Origin of the sequence: Neptunomonas sp. (assembly GCF_041601355.1) — a bacterium.
Lineage (GTDB): Bacteria > Pseudomonadota > Gammaproteobacteria > Pseudomonadales > Balneatricaceae > Neptunomonas.
Window position 1 is genome coordinate 1 of the sequence record NZ_JBFIIH010000106.1, and the last position, 14,923, is coordinate 14,923.

Annotated in this window: 12 protein-coding genes; 3 read left to right on the plus strand and 9 right to left on the minus strand. The window is 45.7% G+C overall.

Annotated features, from left to right (window positions below; translation table 11 throughout):
* Both ABY436_RS15120 and ABY436_RS15125 read right to left on the minus strand, forming a co-directional pair.
* On the minus strand, positions 1-537 hold a 537-nt coding region (locus ABY436_RS15120), incomplete at its 3' end, for a hypothetical protein (protein WP_372739771.1).
* Positions 538-1,038 (minus strand): hypothetical protein, encoded by a 501-nt coding sequence (locus ABY436_RS15125; protein ID WP_372739772.1) that lies wholly within the window; start codon positions 1,036-1,038, stop codon positions 538-540.
* Positions 1,039-1,340: 302 nt separating this feature from the next.
* Here ABY436_RS15125 and acnB point away from each other — a divergent pair, with 302 nt between their 5' ends.
* Positions 1,341-3,941, plus strand: a complete 2,601-nt coding sequence (acnB, locus tag ABY436_RS15130) for a bifunctional aconitate hydratase 2/2-methylisocitrate dehydratase (RefSeq protein WP_372739773.1) — start codon at positions 1,341-1,343, stop codon at positions 3,939-3,941.
* Positions 3,942-4,052: 111 nt separating this feature from the next.
* Positions 4,053-4,478: a DUF2185 domain-containing protein gene (locus ABY436_RS15135; RefSeq protein ID WP_372739774.1), complete on the plus strand. Its 426-nt coding sequence runs from the start codon at positions 4,053-4,055 to the stop codon at positions 4,476-4,478.
* Between the two features lie 93 nt (positions 4,479-4,571).
* Here ABY436_RS15135 and ABY436_RS15140 read toward each other — a convergent pair whose 3' ends face one another.
* The 4 genes from ABY436_RS15140 to ABY436_RS15155 all read right to left on the minus strand — a co-directional run bounded on the left by ABY436_RS15140 (position 4,572) and on the right by ABY436_RS15155 (position 9,018).
* Entirely contained in the window at positions 4,572-5,045 is a 474-nt protein-coding gene (locus ABY436_RS15140) for an NYN domain-containing protein (RefSeq protein ID WP_372739775.1), read from the minus strand.
* 69 nt (positions 5,046-5,114) lie between these two features.
* The gene (locus ABY436_RS15145; RefSeq protein WP_372739776.1) at positions 5,115-7,616 is read right to left on the minus strand and encodes an ATP-dependent Clp protease ATP-binding subunit; all 2,502 of its coding nucleotides are present in this window, start codon (positions 7,614-7,616) and stop codon (positions 5,115-5,117) included.
* A gap of 74 nt (positions 7,617-7,690) precedes the next feature.
* Positions 7,691-8,017, minus strand: a complete 327-nt coding sequence (locus ABY436_RS15150; protein WP_372739777.1) for a chaperone modulator CbpM — start codon at positions 8,015-8,017, stop codon at positions 7,691-7,693.
* A 56-nt stretch (positions 8,018-8,073) separates the two neighbouring features.
* On the minus strand, positions 8,074-9,018 hold the full coding sequence (locus ABY436_RS15155) for a DnaJ C-terminal domain-containing protein (RefSeq protein ID WP_372739778.1): 945 nt from the start codon (positions 9,016-9,018) through the stop codon (positions 8,074-8,076).
* A gap of 652 nt (positions 9,019-9,670) precedes the next feature.
* Here ABY436_RS15155 and ABY436_RS15160 point away from each other — a divergent pair.
* Positions 9,671-12,340 carry a glycosyltransferase gene (locus ABY436_RS15160; protein WP_372739779.1) on the plus strand — a complete coding sequence of 890 codons (2,670 nt, stop codon included), beginning with the start codon at positions 9,671-9,673 and terminating at the stop codon, positions 12,338-12,340.
* On the opposite strand, the gene ABY436_RS15165 is transcribed toward ABY436_RS15160, so the two are convergent.
* The 3 genes from ABY436_RS15165 to ABY436_RS15175 form a co-directional block, all read right to left on the minus strand.
* Positions 12,308-13,060 carry an adenosylcobinamide-GDP ribazoletransferase gene (locus ABY436_RS15165; protein ID WP_372739780.1) on the minus strand — a complete coding sequence of 251 codons (753 nt, stop codon included), beginning with the start codon at positions 13,058-13,060 and terminating at the stop codon, positions 12,308-12,310. The two genes, ABY436_RS15160 and ABY436_RS15165, sit on opposite strands and share 33 nt — an antisense overlap.
* Positions 13,057-13,665, minus strand: coding sequence for a histidine phosphatase family protein (locus tag ABY436_RS15170; protein WP_372739781.1), 609 nt, complete (start codon positions 13,663-13,665; stop codon positions 13,057-13,059). Before ABY436_RS15170 ends, ABY436_RS15165 begins: the two co-directional genes overlap by 4 nt.
* Before the next feature lies 1 nt (position 13,666).
* The coding region (locus ABY436_RS15175) for a nicotinate-nucleotide--dimethylbenzimidazole phosphoribosyltransferase (protein ID WP_372739782.1) at positions 13,667-14,923 on the minus strand (1,257 nt) is incomplete at its 5' end.

Here is a 14,923-nt window from a genome sequence, read left to right on the forward strand (position 1 = left end):
CTCTGCTGCCTCTGCTGCCTCTGCTGCCTCTGCTGCCTCTGCTGCCTCTGCTGCCTCTGCTGCCTCTGCTGCCTCTGCTGCCTCTGCTGCCTCTGCTGCCTCTGCTGCCTCTGCTGCCTCTGCTGCCTCTGCTGCCATCAATGATAAACCCGTGGAGGAAATATCAAGTGTTAATTTGCTATTATCGGCCGTCTTTTTAGCATTAATTATGTCGTTAAAAAGCGTTTCTATTGCATTTTCGAGATCTTTAACACTAAAAGGCTTACATAAGGTAACACTGCGATTCCATTCCAGATTCGCGATTGAGATAACTATAGCCGGTAAGTTTATTTTGCTTTCGAGATAGGTTTGCAGTAAAGCCTTTGGCTGAGGTTGGTCTGCGTTAAAAATAGCCCAGTTAGCTTGTTGCGCCGCACTGACAACGCTGTATTTTTTTCCGCTATGATGAGATTGAAAAAAATACTCGAGCGTGTGTAAGGTGCTTCCCTGAAAACCGACAAGCAAAACATTAGTGAACTCTCCCTTTCTGACAGCCATTCAGCGCTGCTCCTTCTTTTGATAGGTAGCAGGCAAGCTACAACCATTTATCAGGATTGACGCTGACACGTCCAGCTGGAGAATACCATTTGCCGTTTTAGCCGCGGCAATTGTTTTAAGCTGCTCACATAAACCTGCGTCTAAAATAGCTTCAGCCTCTTTAATCAGCCGAAGTAATAAAGGATTACCTCTGTATCTTAAAATAATAAGAAGGTCTATTAGCGCTCCCAGTACCTTTTTCTCGGAACGACACAGCATGGCAAGGTAGAAACGTTTTACATGTGTCATGAGCTCCATAGGCTGACTGGCTACTTTTCGGATAGCCAAGTTCAAATTAAGCTCAGATAAAGCGCCCTTGTAAATCAGACTTTTTTGCTCCATAGACTCAAATGCGGCCTGAATATTTTCAGCCAGATCACTTTCAAGTTCCGCATTAATACCCCAATCTGACAGCGCCATCCAAATGGGAGAATTAACCTTTTCGTTTTCCTGAACTAGCATAATTGAATGATTCTTATTTTATTCGTCAGATTGTTAACCGCGTGTCATAATTTACAGCATAGTATAATAATGAAGAATTGATGGGAGAATTGCTTATTTTTCATAAAATTCAAAATAGTAGAACGGATATCCAAGGGCTTAGGCACAAAGTCTAACACTCTGATTTGTCTACAAACTTAACTTTAAGCCGCCTATAAGCTAGAATCTGCACGCATATTAATAACGAGACTAAATCTTTACCAACACCGAATTTCCGGTGTGGTGAGTAAAGACCGGTGGGAATAACAGTTGAGGGCTATATCGTGCTAGAAGCTTATCGTAAACACGTAGAAGAACGCGCCGTTGAAGGCATACCAGCAAAACCACTAGATGCTGATCAAACAGCGGGCCTGGTTGAACTACTGAAAAACCCACCTGCAGGTGAAGAAGAATTCCTGTTAGATCTGTTGCTGAACCGTGTTCCAGCTGGTGTTGATCAGGCAGCTTATGTAAAAGCAGGTTTTCTTGCAGCCATCACTAAAGGCGAAGCAAAGTCTCCTTTATTAGATAAAGTAAAAGCCACTGAAATTTTGGGCACTATGCTGGGTGGTTATAACATTCAGCCGCTGATTGATTGCCTCGACGATGAGTCACTGGCACCTACAGCAGCTAAAGCGCTTTCTCATACTTTACTGGTATTTGATGCATTCCATGATGTTCAGGAAAAAGCAGAAGCAGGCAATGTCCACGCTAAACAGATTCTTGAATCATGGGCAAATGCTGAATGGTTCACGTCAAAGCCGGAACTTGCTGAAAAAATTACTGTTACTGTATTCAAAGTAACCGGTGAAACTAACACTGACGACCTTTCTCCAGCGCCTGACGCATTCACACGTCCAGACATTCCGGCACATGCCAACGCAATGCTGAAAATGGAACGTGACGGTATCATTCCTGACGTCCCAGGCTCTGTTGGCCCGCTAAAACAGATCGCAGAGATCAAAGCCAAAGGTCACCCTGTTGCCTACGTTGGCGATGTTGTAGGTACAGGCTCTTCGCGTAAATCTGCTACTAACTCTGTTTTGTGGTTCTTCGGTGATGATATCCCGAACGTGCCTAACAAACGCGCTGGCGGTTACTGTTTCGGAAACAAAATTGCTCCTATCTTCTTCAACACAATGGAAGATGCCGGCGCTTTGCCGATCGAAATGGACGTAGAAAAAATGAATATGGGTGACGTTATTGACGTTTATCCATATAAAGGTGTTGCTAAAAACGCTGAAACCGGCGAAGAGCTTTGCACTTTTGAATTAAAAACGCAGGTGCTGCTTGATGAAGTTCGTGCTGGCGGCCGTATTCCACTGATCATCGGTCGTGGCCTGACTGACAAAGCACGTACAGCGCTAGGTTTAGCCCCTACTGAGTTATTCCGTAAACCAGATCAACCAGCAGATAGTGGCAAAAGCTACACTCATGCTCAGAAAATGGTAGGTATCGCATGCGGCGTAGCCGGTGTTCTTCCCGGCACTTACTGCGAGCCAAAAATGACGACAGTAGGCTCTCAGGATACTACCGGGCCTATGACGCGTGATGAACTTAAAGATCTCGCTTGCCTGGGCTTCTCTGCAGATTTGACAATGCAGTCTTTCTGTCACACAGCAGCGTATCCAAAACCAGTTGATGTTCAGACTCACCACACGCTGCCTGATTTCATTATGAACCGTGGCGGTGTTTCTCTGCGCCCTGGCGATGGAATCATTCACTCTTGGCTAAACCGTATGCTGCTGCCTGACACAGTCGGTACTGGCGGTGACTCTCATACACGTTTCCCGATTGGTATCTCTTTCCCAGCGGGTTCTGGTCTGGTTGCATTCGCTGCAGCTACCGGTGTCATGCCTCTGGATATGCCTGAATCTGTTCTGGTACGCTTTAAAGGTGACAAAATGCACCCGGGTATCACATTACGTGACCTGGTTAACGCAATTCCTTTGTATGCCATTAAAGCAGGTCTGCTGACGGTTGCTAAAGCGGGTAAGAAAAACATCTTCTCTGGCCGTATCCTGGAAATCGAAGGCTTGCCTAACCTGAAAGTTGAGCAGGCATTTGAACTGTCCGACTCTGCTGCAGAACGCTCAGCAGCGGCTTGTTCTATCAAGCTGGATGAAGCACCTATCCGCGAATACCTGAACTCTAACATCGTCATGCTGAAGTGGATGATTTCTGAAGGCTACGGTGATGTTCGCACTATCGAACGCCGTATTGCGGGTATGCAGGAATGGCTGGCTAATCCTGAACTGCTGTCTGCTGATGCAGATGCTCAATATGCAGCGGTCATCGAAATTGATCTGAATGATGTGAAAGAACCAATTCTGGCCTGCCCTAACGATCCGGATGATGTGAAAATCCTGTCTGAAGTGGCCGGTACTAAAATTGATGAAGTCTTCCTTGGTTCGTGCATGACCAACATTGGTCACTTCCGTGCGGCCGGTAAACTGTTAGACGCTGCTAACACTTCACTGCCGACACGTATGTGGATTGCTCCACCAACGAAAATGGATGCGGCTCAGCTAACTGAAGAAGGTTATTACAACATCTTCGGCAGAGCCGGCGCTCGTATGGAAATGCCAGGCTGTTCACTGTGTATGGGTAACCAGGCACGCGTAGCAGAGAAGTCAACGGTTGTATCTACTTCAACACGTAACTTCCCTAACCGTCTGGGTAACGGTGCCAATGTTTACCTGTCATCGGCTGAACTGGCTGCGGTTGCCGCACTGCTAGGTAAGATCCCAACCGTTGAAGAGTACATGGAATACACTGCTAAGCTGGATCCGATGGCTGAAGATGTATACCGTTACCTGAACTTCGACCAGATCGAAAGCTACACAGCTAAAGCTTCAACTGTTATTCCTTCAGTTCAGGCTTAATTACAGCTGATAATATAAAGCCCGTCGCATGACGGGCTTTTTTGTTTTAGTCCCCAATTTATTCACTTTGCTTTACACTATTGATTGTTCAAAAATTCGTTGGATCTTGCTATGAAAACGCCTGCTGTAGACACCTCTGCTTCCAAAGACACTGAAACTAACCAAACAAAAAATGGTTTTCTGCTATTAGTTTCAAAAATGACATTTGATGAAAACCTACCCATACGCTTTATGTATAAAACCGTACCTGAGCATCTTAACGACACGGGTTGGCGTTTATATACAGGCTACGAATCAGAAGAGTATGTAGAAAATGAGCTGGCCAATATGCTTCCTGTTCCTTTGCAGAAGGTATGCGAAATGGATCCGACACTAGCCGACCTGTTAACTTATAATGCAGGAACCGTGTGGGAACGCACGCCTGAAAGCAAAAGCTGGGAACGGGTTTATGACTTCAAAATCCCATCAGCTAACGTCACTGTGGATATTACCAACGATTTGGATCAATTTAATATTAAGGACGCCACAAAAAAATAGTTCATAGCAGATCGTGTCTTAACCGGCTTAAAAGGCCGGTTAACCCGGATACATTCTGTATAGGACTATTCATTAAAAAAAAGCAGAAAGAAATTAAATAAGCAAATCATCGCCAATTGGATGGAAAACACTGGCCGCTTCAACCAACGAGTTAGCGGTGAGCGAAGGAACGCCATACACTTCTGCACTAACATGATAATCATCACGGATTTTATCCATCAGCAGATCAAAGTCCCCGTCTCCCGACAATAATATAACAGTATCCATATCTCTTGAGATGTCCATCACATCAATAGCGATACCGACATCCCAGTCTCCTTTTGCCGAGCCATCACTGCGCTGGATAAAAGGCTTAAGTTTGACAGTAAAACCCATATGCTTAAGTGCATTTTGAAATTTAAGCTGCTTCTCATCGCCCCGATGAATCGCATAGGCGGTTGCAGACACTATTTCACCCTGTGAACTGATGCGCTCCCAAAGCTTACGATAATTAAACTGGCGACCATAAGCTTGCCGCGTGGTGTAATAAATATTTTGCACATCGACAAACACTGCAATTTTTTTCAAGAAAACAGCCTATTTATTAAGAGAGATGTATAACAACAAAAGAACTCACCCGAAAATACTTAAGACGCTCTAAGACGCTTTAGGCTCAGCAGCGGGCTCCGTCGATACAGATGGTACAGCAGGCACTTGCGGTACAGCATCAATTTTAAAAGTTATCACGCCTCCAACCAATCTGATATCAACCCGACTGTTATCTCCGCACGTACCTTCAACAATTTTCATGGCCAACGGATTTTCTATTTGTCGCTCAAACTCCCGTCGCAATGGCCGGGCACCATACGCAGGATCATAGCCATCGACCGCTATCTTAGCAACCACATCAGCATCTATCGTCAGTTCGATCTTATGATCGGCCATTCGTTTCACCAGTGCTTTGGCAAATATCCTGGCTATCTTCTGAACATCATCTTCTTCCAGATAATGGAACACGATGATATCGTCTAAACGGTTAAGGAATTCGGGCTTAAAGAAACGCTTAACCTCCTTCATAACGAATCGCCTTGCTTCATCGTAATCAGCGACTTTTGAATGAACAAAACCTATTTCACGTTTATCAGGTGATAAGGACTCGGTACCCAGATTGGAGGTACCTATCAGAATAGTATTACGAAACGACACCTTGCGTCCTTGAGCATCCGTCAGATGACCATCCTCCAGAATTTGTAAGAGAATATTAAACACATCCGGATGCGCTTTTTCAATTTCATCCAGCAACACTACTGTGTAGGGATTACGCCGTACTTTTTCTGTGAGCTGGCCGCCTTCTCCATAACCAATATAGCCGGGAGGTGCACCAATCATTTTGGAGACTTCATGGCGCTCCATATACTCCGACATATCCAATCTGACGATACGCGTTTCATCATCCAGCAGAAACTCTGCTAGTGTGCGAGCTAACTCTGTTTTGCCGACACCGGTTGGCCCCAAAAAAAGAAAGGTACCAATGGGTCGTAACGGTGATGTTATCCCGGTGCGGTTTCGCCTGATAGCATCCGCAACTGAACGTACCGCATCATCCTGCCCTATGATGCGCTGGTGCAGCTGTTCCTCCATGCGTGCCAATTTGTTGGCTTCTGATTCAACCATGCGTGCAACCGGAATACCCGTCCAGCGAGATACCACTTCGGCAATGTCATCAGCCTCAACCAGATCATTTTCCGCACTACGCTCGCTTTCCCAACGCGCATGCAGCTTCTGCAGCTTTTCCTCTTGCTTAATAATCTCCATCTGAAGACTGGCCACTTTTTCAAAGTTCTGCGCATTAAATGCATCCGTCTTATCTTGCTGTAACTGGCTGTGCTGCAGTTCTAATTGCTTAATGTCATGAGGCAGGGCATTCAGACTGATACGTTTATGAGCTCCCGCTTCATCAATTAAATCGACGGCTTTATCCGGCAAGTTCCTATCCGTAATATAGCGCTCTGAAAACTCCGCCGCCGCCGCCAACGCACTGTCTGCATAATGCACCTGGTGATGTTTTTCGTATCGTGGAGCAATCCCTTTCAAGATCGCTATGCTGTCTTCAATATTCGGCTCACGCACCAATATGGGATGAAAACGGCGTTCGAGTGCTTTATCGGCTTCTACATAGGCGTGGTATTCCGCCAGCGTATCTGCGCCGATCATCTGCATACTACCTTTTGCCAGTGCTGTTTTTAGCATACTCGACGCATCAATTCCTCCTGCCGTTGCTCCAGCACCAACCATCGTATGCAGCTCATCAATAAACAGTATGACCTGCCCATCCGATTTAATAACCGCATCACGCACAGATTTAAGGCGTTCTTCAAACTCACCGCGCATCGCTGCACCTGCGACAAGTTCGCTCATTTCCAACGATAATAATCGCTTATTTAACAGAGTATCGGGCACATCCGCACTCGCCATCCGCTGCGCCAACCCTTCGACGATAACGGTTTTACCAACACCTGCTTCACCAATCAGCACCGGATTGTTTTTTTTACGCCGTGAAAGTGTTTGAATAATCTGATCAATTTCCTTATCCCTGCCAATAACAGGATCAAGCTTGCCCTCTCTGGCCTGGCGAGTCAGATCCTGAGTATAGCGGGACAATAGATCTGCCTTGGTTTCGGCATCATCTGAGGTTATTGGCGTGCTACTGCGAAGCTCACTTAAAACTTTCATTACCTTTTTCTGCTCAAGCCCCGCCTTCTTTAAAAACTCGGCAGTATGCCCTGCTTTGGGGTCAAACAGCGCAAAGAACAGGATACCTGTAGAAATATACGTGTCGCCCAAACGTCGGCTTTCGTCATAAGCTATCTGAAAAACATCACCCAGTTCTTTCGAGGCAAAAATCTGATTCCCTTGTGTCGGCGCTGCCATTTTATAATACTGATATATCTGCCCTTTAATTTGGGTCGCTATATCAACAGGGTTGGGAGATAAAGAGCCGATAATCTGCATTGCTACAGAGTCTGGCTGAGAGAGCAGCGCCAGCAGCACGAAGTCTGGTGTCAGCATATTCTGTTTTAGTGCCGCCATTTCACCCACGGCTAATTCCAACGTATGCCGGACTTTAAGCGTGCTTTGTTCGATATAATTCAGCATCATTCTGCGCTACCTGCTTTCAGTTATCCTAAGCAGAACATTAATCAGTTCTGATAAAGAATATGTTTTAGCGAGTTTCAAAGAGTATGATTCCTTCTGATCCGCGCACGTAACTCATTCAGCTCGTCTAATAAATCAATCACCAAAGCGGCACCGGGCAAATTAATCCCCAGATCATTCTGCAATCTAAGCGTTTGCCGCACCCGTACCAGATCATGGCCTGTAAAACGCCAATTATTAAGGCCTTGCCCTTTAGGTTCTACAATACCGAACTGCACCATGTCGATAATTACTTTACGCTGTATAGAACACAGCCGTGACATATCGCCAATCGATAACTGCAATGACTCATCCAGCACCTCTGCCAGAATATCAACCATGGGAACCAGTTCTTTATGACTCATGCTGATACCTTTCTTATTGATACACAACCCATTCTGAGCGAATTACACATGGCATGTCACACCCCGGCAAAGTGACGTGGATTAAAAGATAGGCTAGAGGCCATTTGCTGATAGAGAACCTTGGTTTTTTCCGAATCAACCGGCGGATTAACGATTTTTAATATCACGTACTGATCCCCTGCAGAACGACCTGGCAGCCCTTTGCCCTTTAAACGTAATTTCAGTCCCGCTTGCGCGTTAGCCGGAATAGTCAGCATTACAGGGCCAGACAAGGTAGGTGTACTAATCTGACATCCCAGCGCAGCCTCCCAGGGCGTTACTGGCAATTCAAGGTAGATATCGTGTCCCAACGCATGAAAATAAGGATGAGGCTCAAATGCAATACGCAGGTACAAATCACCATTGGGCATATCGCCTATACCAACCCCACCTTGCCCGGCCAACCGTACGCTCTGCCCTTCACTGATACCCTGTGGGATATGAACTGTAAATTGGCGCGTCCGCTGTTTGATTTGTCCCTGTTCATTTTGCTCTGGTACAGCCAACGTCAGGGTATGCTTAGCACCGTTAAAAGCATCTTCCAGACTGATATGAATAGTGGCGTGAAGATCCTGACCTCGCATACGCACATTACGCATCTGCGCGCTCAAGTCATCACCTTTACCGCCAAAAATATAATCAAAAAACTTACTGAAACCACCCGATGCAATATCATCCTGATTCATACCGGATTGAGTAAACTGAAACGTCCAGCCTGGTGGTGGCTGGAAAGTCTGCCCTTGATGCCAATTAGCACCCAGTTGATCATAAGCTTTGCGTTTTTTAGGATCTTTTAAGGCATGGTAGGCTTCATTTACTTCTTTGAAGCGCTCCTCTGAATTTTTTTCCTTATTGACATCAGGATGATATTTTCGGGCAAGCTTTTGATAAGCCCGCTTTATATCGGCGGCACTGGCCTCCCGCTCAACTCCCAGAATTTTATAATAGTCTTTATATTCCATGCACTACCCTTTCCATATATCCCTTGAGTGAAACCCGATATACGCATATCAATTCTTTTTCAGCTTATGCCGATAAACATCAAAAATACATGGAATACCCACTCAAATTAATTTGAGCCAGGGTCCGATTTCAGATGGGATTTAATCAGCAGTCATCAAGAGTATTTCAGCAATATGGTGACAGCAAAGGAGATATGAAAATGGGTGTTGAGTTCAGATGTGTTAGCTATAGCAGCTAAGATGTAATAGCTCAGGCGATTTTTATTAAAACCGCCTGGTCATGATAATTAGACCGTGGCAAATCCTTGCTGAATTACTCTTCGTCCTTATTCTCATTTGCTTCTTTACGTTTTGCAGTATCAGCCTGCTCTTGCTGTTTAATTTCTTCTGCATCCCGCCCACCGCACGACCCACAACATGTACTCATAACGATTTCCTTAATTAGTTGAAAACTTATTTAAAGACTGTTTGAAAAAGATTAAAGAAAGTTAATTCCTTAACATCAGGCCATAGTAACCGCGTCCAAAGGTCTGATGATTGACGTATATCAGTTTTGTCATATTTCTTAAAACAACGCTCCCTATACTCTCAAGAACTACTAAAAAATACCGCTATCAGAAGGCCCTCTTAAGGGATTCATAAGGATTACCAGATGACCATTGAGTCGATGTTTCATACGCAACTTCATGCTGATTACGAAGCTTTCCTTATGCAGCAAAAAACGCGTTTCGCTGAAGCAGAAACATTAAAGATAGATATACATTGCCACGATAAAAACAGTGATGTGCCGGATGAGTTATGGGGGCGCTTATTACGTTTACCCGAAACCTGGTTAGAAACAAAAGATCTGATAAAGACACTCGAGCGCAATTCGACAGATCTGGTGACTATCACCAACCATAACAATGCGCGCTCTTGCTGGGAGTTGTTAGATAAGGGATATGATGTTTTAGTCGGTGCTGAATTTACCTGCCACTTTCCAGGATCTGAACTTAGCATCCACGTTTTAACCTATGGCTTCACAACTGAACAAGAGGTCAAACTGAATAAACTCCGCCACAATATTTTTAACTTTAGCCGATTCACGTTGGAAAACGATATCCCTACGGTACTCCCACACCCGCTGTTTTTTTATACGCATAAGAACCGCCCGGATATCTCAATCCTTGAAAAGTTTGCCGTCATGTTTCAGCGCTTTGAAGTGTTAAACGGGCAACGCGGTTACTGGCAAAACCAACTAACCCGTCATTGGGTAGAAAGTCTCAGCGATGAAAAAATCGACGCCTATGCAAGAAAACATAAACTTAACCCCAATGACTTCTGTAAAAACCCCTATACAAAGTCCTTAACCGGCGGCTCCGACGATCATAATGGTATCTTTGCTGGCCGCACCGGAACACTTGTACATATTCCAGATCTACATAATCGCCTCAAAGAGACGAAGCGCTCTGAATTAGTACTGGAAGCCATCCTGAACGGCCATACAGCTCCCTATGGAGAAGTTGGAAAAGAGGAAAAGCTAACCGTCACCTTCCTCGACTATTTTTCGCAAGTTGCTATTCATATGGAAGACCCCGGGCTGCTGCGTTTACTGCTGCATAAAGGCTCACTACAAGACAAAATGCTATGCCTGGGCGTCAGCAACGCCATGCAGGAACTAAAACGGCATAAATACACCCTCACCTTTTTGAAAACCTTCCATCAAGCCCTTTCTGGTACTAAGCCTGCATTTCTCACCAGTCTGGGTGTTACCAAAGAGTTCAGGCCCGCATTAAAAGTAGTTAAAGAGATTGCCCGCACTCACCGAAAGCAACCGGACAATTTTCTTGATGTGATCCGCAATGGTATACCTGAAATTTACCATGTTGTGACTGACATTTTCTTTAATCGCCTGAACCAGCACCTTGCTCATGCCGGCGAGAACAATTTTGCCGAACTCACGACCGACGAACTCATCCGCAAGTTTGAGATACCAACACAGTTTCGGGCACTTTTTGGTAATGAAAAAAATCCCTCTACGGATGATATGACCGCCCTGAACATTAGCAAGATGTTGGACGAGCTGAGCTTTCCGGCGCTTGCCTCAGTTGTTATCGCAGGCGCATCATTTGCTGCCAGCCAGGTGATCTACAGCAACCGTCCCTTTCTCAATGAATTAGCAGACAACCTGAATAAAGCCCGCCACCCTGAAAAAATCCTCTGGTTAACAGATACGTTCGCGGATCATAACGGCGTTTCTTCTGCCTTACAAAGCACGCTACAGGAGATACACAAGAACGATTACCCTATCGATATTCTGACATGCCATCCGACTTTAAAAAGCGACGATCACCTCATTGTCGTCAGGCCAATGCAACAATTTAAAGTTCAAAGTCTTGGCGAACAAGAGTTCAATATTCCGGATATTATTCAGATACAAGGTATTTTTGAACAAGGCAGTTACGACCGGATTATCTGCTCTACCGAGTTGCTCATGGGCGCTATTACGCTCTACCTACAAAAAGCATTTTCAGTGCCCATTTACTTCTTCATGCACACAGATTGGATAGAGTTTTTGCAAAGTACGACGCACCTGAATGAACATGAGACCGATAGGATCAGGCGACTCCTACGTGCGTTCTATATGCAATTTGACGGTATTTTCACACTAAACAGCGACCACCAGCGGTGGCTAACCAGCCCTGATATCGGCATTGATGCTCAGCAGGTTTTTCTAACCCAACATTGGGTGGATGATGCGTTTAATATGGCAGCCAGACCCATAAAACATAATAATATTCAGCCAATATTATTGTATGCTGGCCGCCTGAGTGAAGAGAAAGGTGTTTTTGACCTACCTGAAATATTTGCCTTTGTTAAAAAACAGATACCCGGTGCAAAGCTTTGGATTGCCGGGACAGGCCCTGCTGATAAACAATTAAAAATCGTGCTACCTGAAGCGACATTCCTCGGTTGGGTAGATAAATCAGACCTGCCAGCGCTATACAACAAAGCAGATTTATTACTGCTGCCCTCTCGTTTTGACACCTTTGGCTGTGTTGTTTTGGAAGCAATGACGTGCGGCTTACCGGTTGTCGCTTATAACTGCAAAGGACCTAAAGATATCATTGAGGACAAAATTTGCGGTTACCTGGCAGAAGATAAGCAACACATGGCGCATATCATTAAAGATCACTGCATCCAGGCCTCAAATCAAAGAAAGCAAAACATGCGTGATGCAGCGATTATTCGCAGCCAACAGTTTGACGCAAAACATATCATGCGATCGCTTCTTATGAACATGAAGATGTCAGATTTTCAATGTAAAACAAGCCGCAATTAATACCCCCGCTTCCAGCAATTCAATCAGGGCACCTGCGGTATCACCGGTGGTGCCCTTAATACGCAACAACATGGCCCTCCGCGCTAAGACAAACAAAACCGCAACAACCCCTAACCAAACGGGGTTCAACCCTGCTAATAAAACAGCAGCGGACACCGAAAGCAGATAAACACCTTGTGTTGGCAGATTTTCTAGCATCGGTGACGCAATTCCATGCGCTCGCACATACGGCGTTGTAGCCAGTAACAAAATGACTGCCAATCTGGCAACTAACGGAGCAACGAGAACGGCTAGAAGCTGGTTCGCCGCCAGTAAGGTTAATAGTGCAGACCATTTTAGCAGCAGATGCAATATCAATGTCAGCGAGCCGATGGCGCCGATGCAGGGGTCTTTCATAATGACTAACGTGCGTTGTTGATCACCTAAGCCCCCCATCCATCCATCAGCACTATCTGCCAAACCATCCAGATGCAGCCCGCCCGTCAGCAGCACCCATAAAATCAATACTAAAACCGCCTGAATAAAATCCGATTGTCCGTTCAGCATCCACGCCAGCACCGTCAGCGCCAGACCGATAAGCATGCCAACCAGCGGATAATAAAGTAACGACTGCCCTTGTAGCCTCGCATCAGGAGCACTCTTCAGGTGAATCGGTATTTGTGTGAGAAATTGTGCAGCAATACAAAATGCCTGCCATTGTTGATTAAGGACTTTTTTCATTGGCGCTTCCAGACAAAGCGATGCAATTCACCATGCTGAGCACTGATGCTTGCCATGACGCTGGCCGGTCGGCCCTGATGCAAACACGTCAGGACTTTAATGACACCTCCATGGGTAATCAATAAGATACGCTCATGCGGTTGTTGCAACTGTTTGTCGACAAACTGTCTCACGCGTTGGAAAAAAAGAGGCAATAGCTCAGCCTGAGGAGGGGGAAAATTCTCAGGGTCCTTCCAAAAATCACCCAGCTCATCAGGCCAATGTTGCATGATGTCAATAGCCGTGCTGCCATCCCATAAACCAAAATCATATTCCTGGATAGCGGGATCAATTCGTATTGATTTGTTTACAGAAATTTTCGCTGCTATCCATTGTTCAGCAAAAGATTTACACCGCAATAAGGGGGAGGTGATGATGGCGTCATAATCATCCAGATTAATGTCATTGCGGTTTTTTTGCATCTCTCCCTGCTTATCTACCTGAAGCGCTTCCGCCATCTGATCCCAGCCGAAAGGCGTTAATTCTGCGTCCGTTCGCCCTAGAAAGCACTTCCCTTTAACGGTCTCACCATGACGCAATGCATCGATAATCAGCGGTTTTCGCATCTCACACAAGCTCTTCACGTTGGGGACTTTTAGAGGATTTTTTCGGCGATTCATTAGTCGTCGATGCACTAACAGCCGCTTCTGCAAACGTAGCCATCTGATTATGCAAGGCACAGGCAAACCGTATCAACGGAACCGCAATGGCAGCACCACTGCCCTCACCTAATCGCAACTCCAGATTAAGTAACGGCATAGCATCAAAGCTATCCAACAACATGTCATAGGCGGGTTCTGCTGAGGTATGAGACAAGATCATCCAATCAGCCACGCGAGGATTAATGCGACATGCAACCATTGCCGCCACCGTGCAAATAAAACCATCAACAACAGCAGGTACACCTTCCTGCGCACAGGTAAGATAAGCAGCGGTCAGTGCGGCAATTTCAAACCCTCCAAAATACTGTAATGCGATCAAGGGATCGTCTAAAGAACCTTTCAGCTCTGGCCCTTCAAATTCAGAGCTATTAAATACAGAGCGATGAAACTCAATCGCCTGTGTGATAATTTTTGCTTTATGAGAAATACCAGCGGCATCAAGACCCGTGCCGGGTCCTGTTAATTTTTCTGCAGCACAACCCAATAATACTGAAGCGATCGCCGTTGCCGACGTGGTATTAGCGATACCCATCTCACCGCCTATGAATAAATGTAAACGCTGATTATCATTATCTTGTATCGCTATTTGATCCTTATCATCAGTTAAATCAAATTCTGAATGACCGGCCACACTACCCATAACATTACAGACGGCAAGACGACCGACAGCCATAGCCGCGGCAAGTTGTGCAGGCGTCATGGCAGGATGCTGCAAAAAATTCGCTGTTTGCGGAGCAATGGGCTGATTAACCACATTAGCCAGCCCATCCGTAGGCGTGACTGTTCCCAAATTATAAACCGTTAACGGGGCTGCGATATAACGTGCGGCAACACAGATCGCCGCTCCCCCCCCTGCAAAATTCTTAACCATCTCAGCAGTCACCGCCTGCGGAAAAGCAGATACGCCCTCTGCCGCGATACCATGATCAGCGGCAAAGACAGCAATGGCCACTTTTTCGGCACAGGGAAGGCTATTGCCCTGCATTCCTGCTAAACGTATCGCGACCTGCTCCAGTTTTCCCAGCGAGCCCGCCGGCTTTGTTAATTGCTGCTGGCGTTCTGAAGCAGCAAACATCGCAATGGAATCTAACGTTTTGACAGGGTTTTCAATCCAGTTTAAAGATGACAGTGTCGTGTTCATAAGGCTCTCTGGAAGATAATC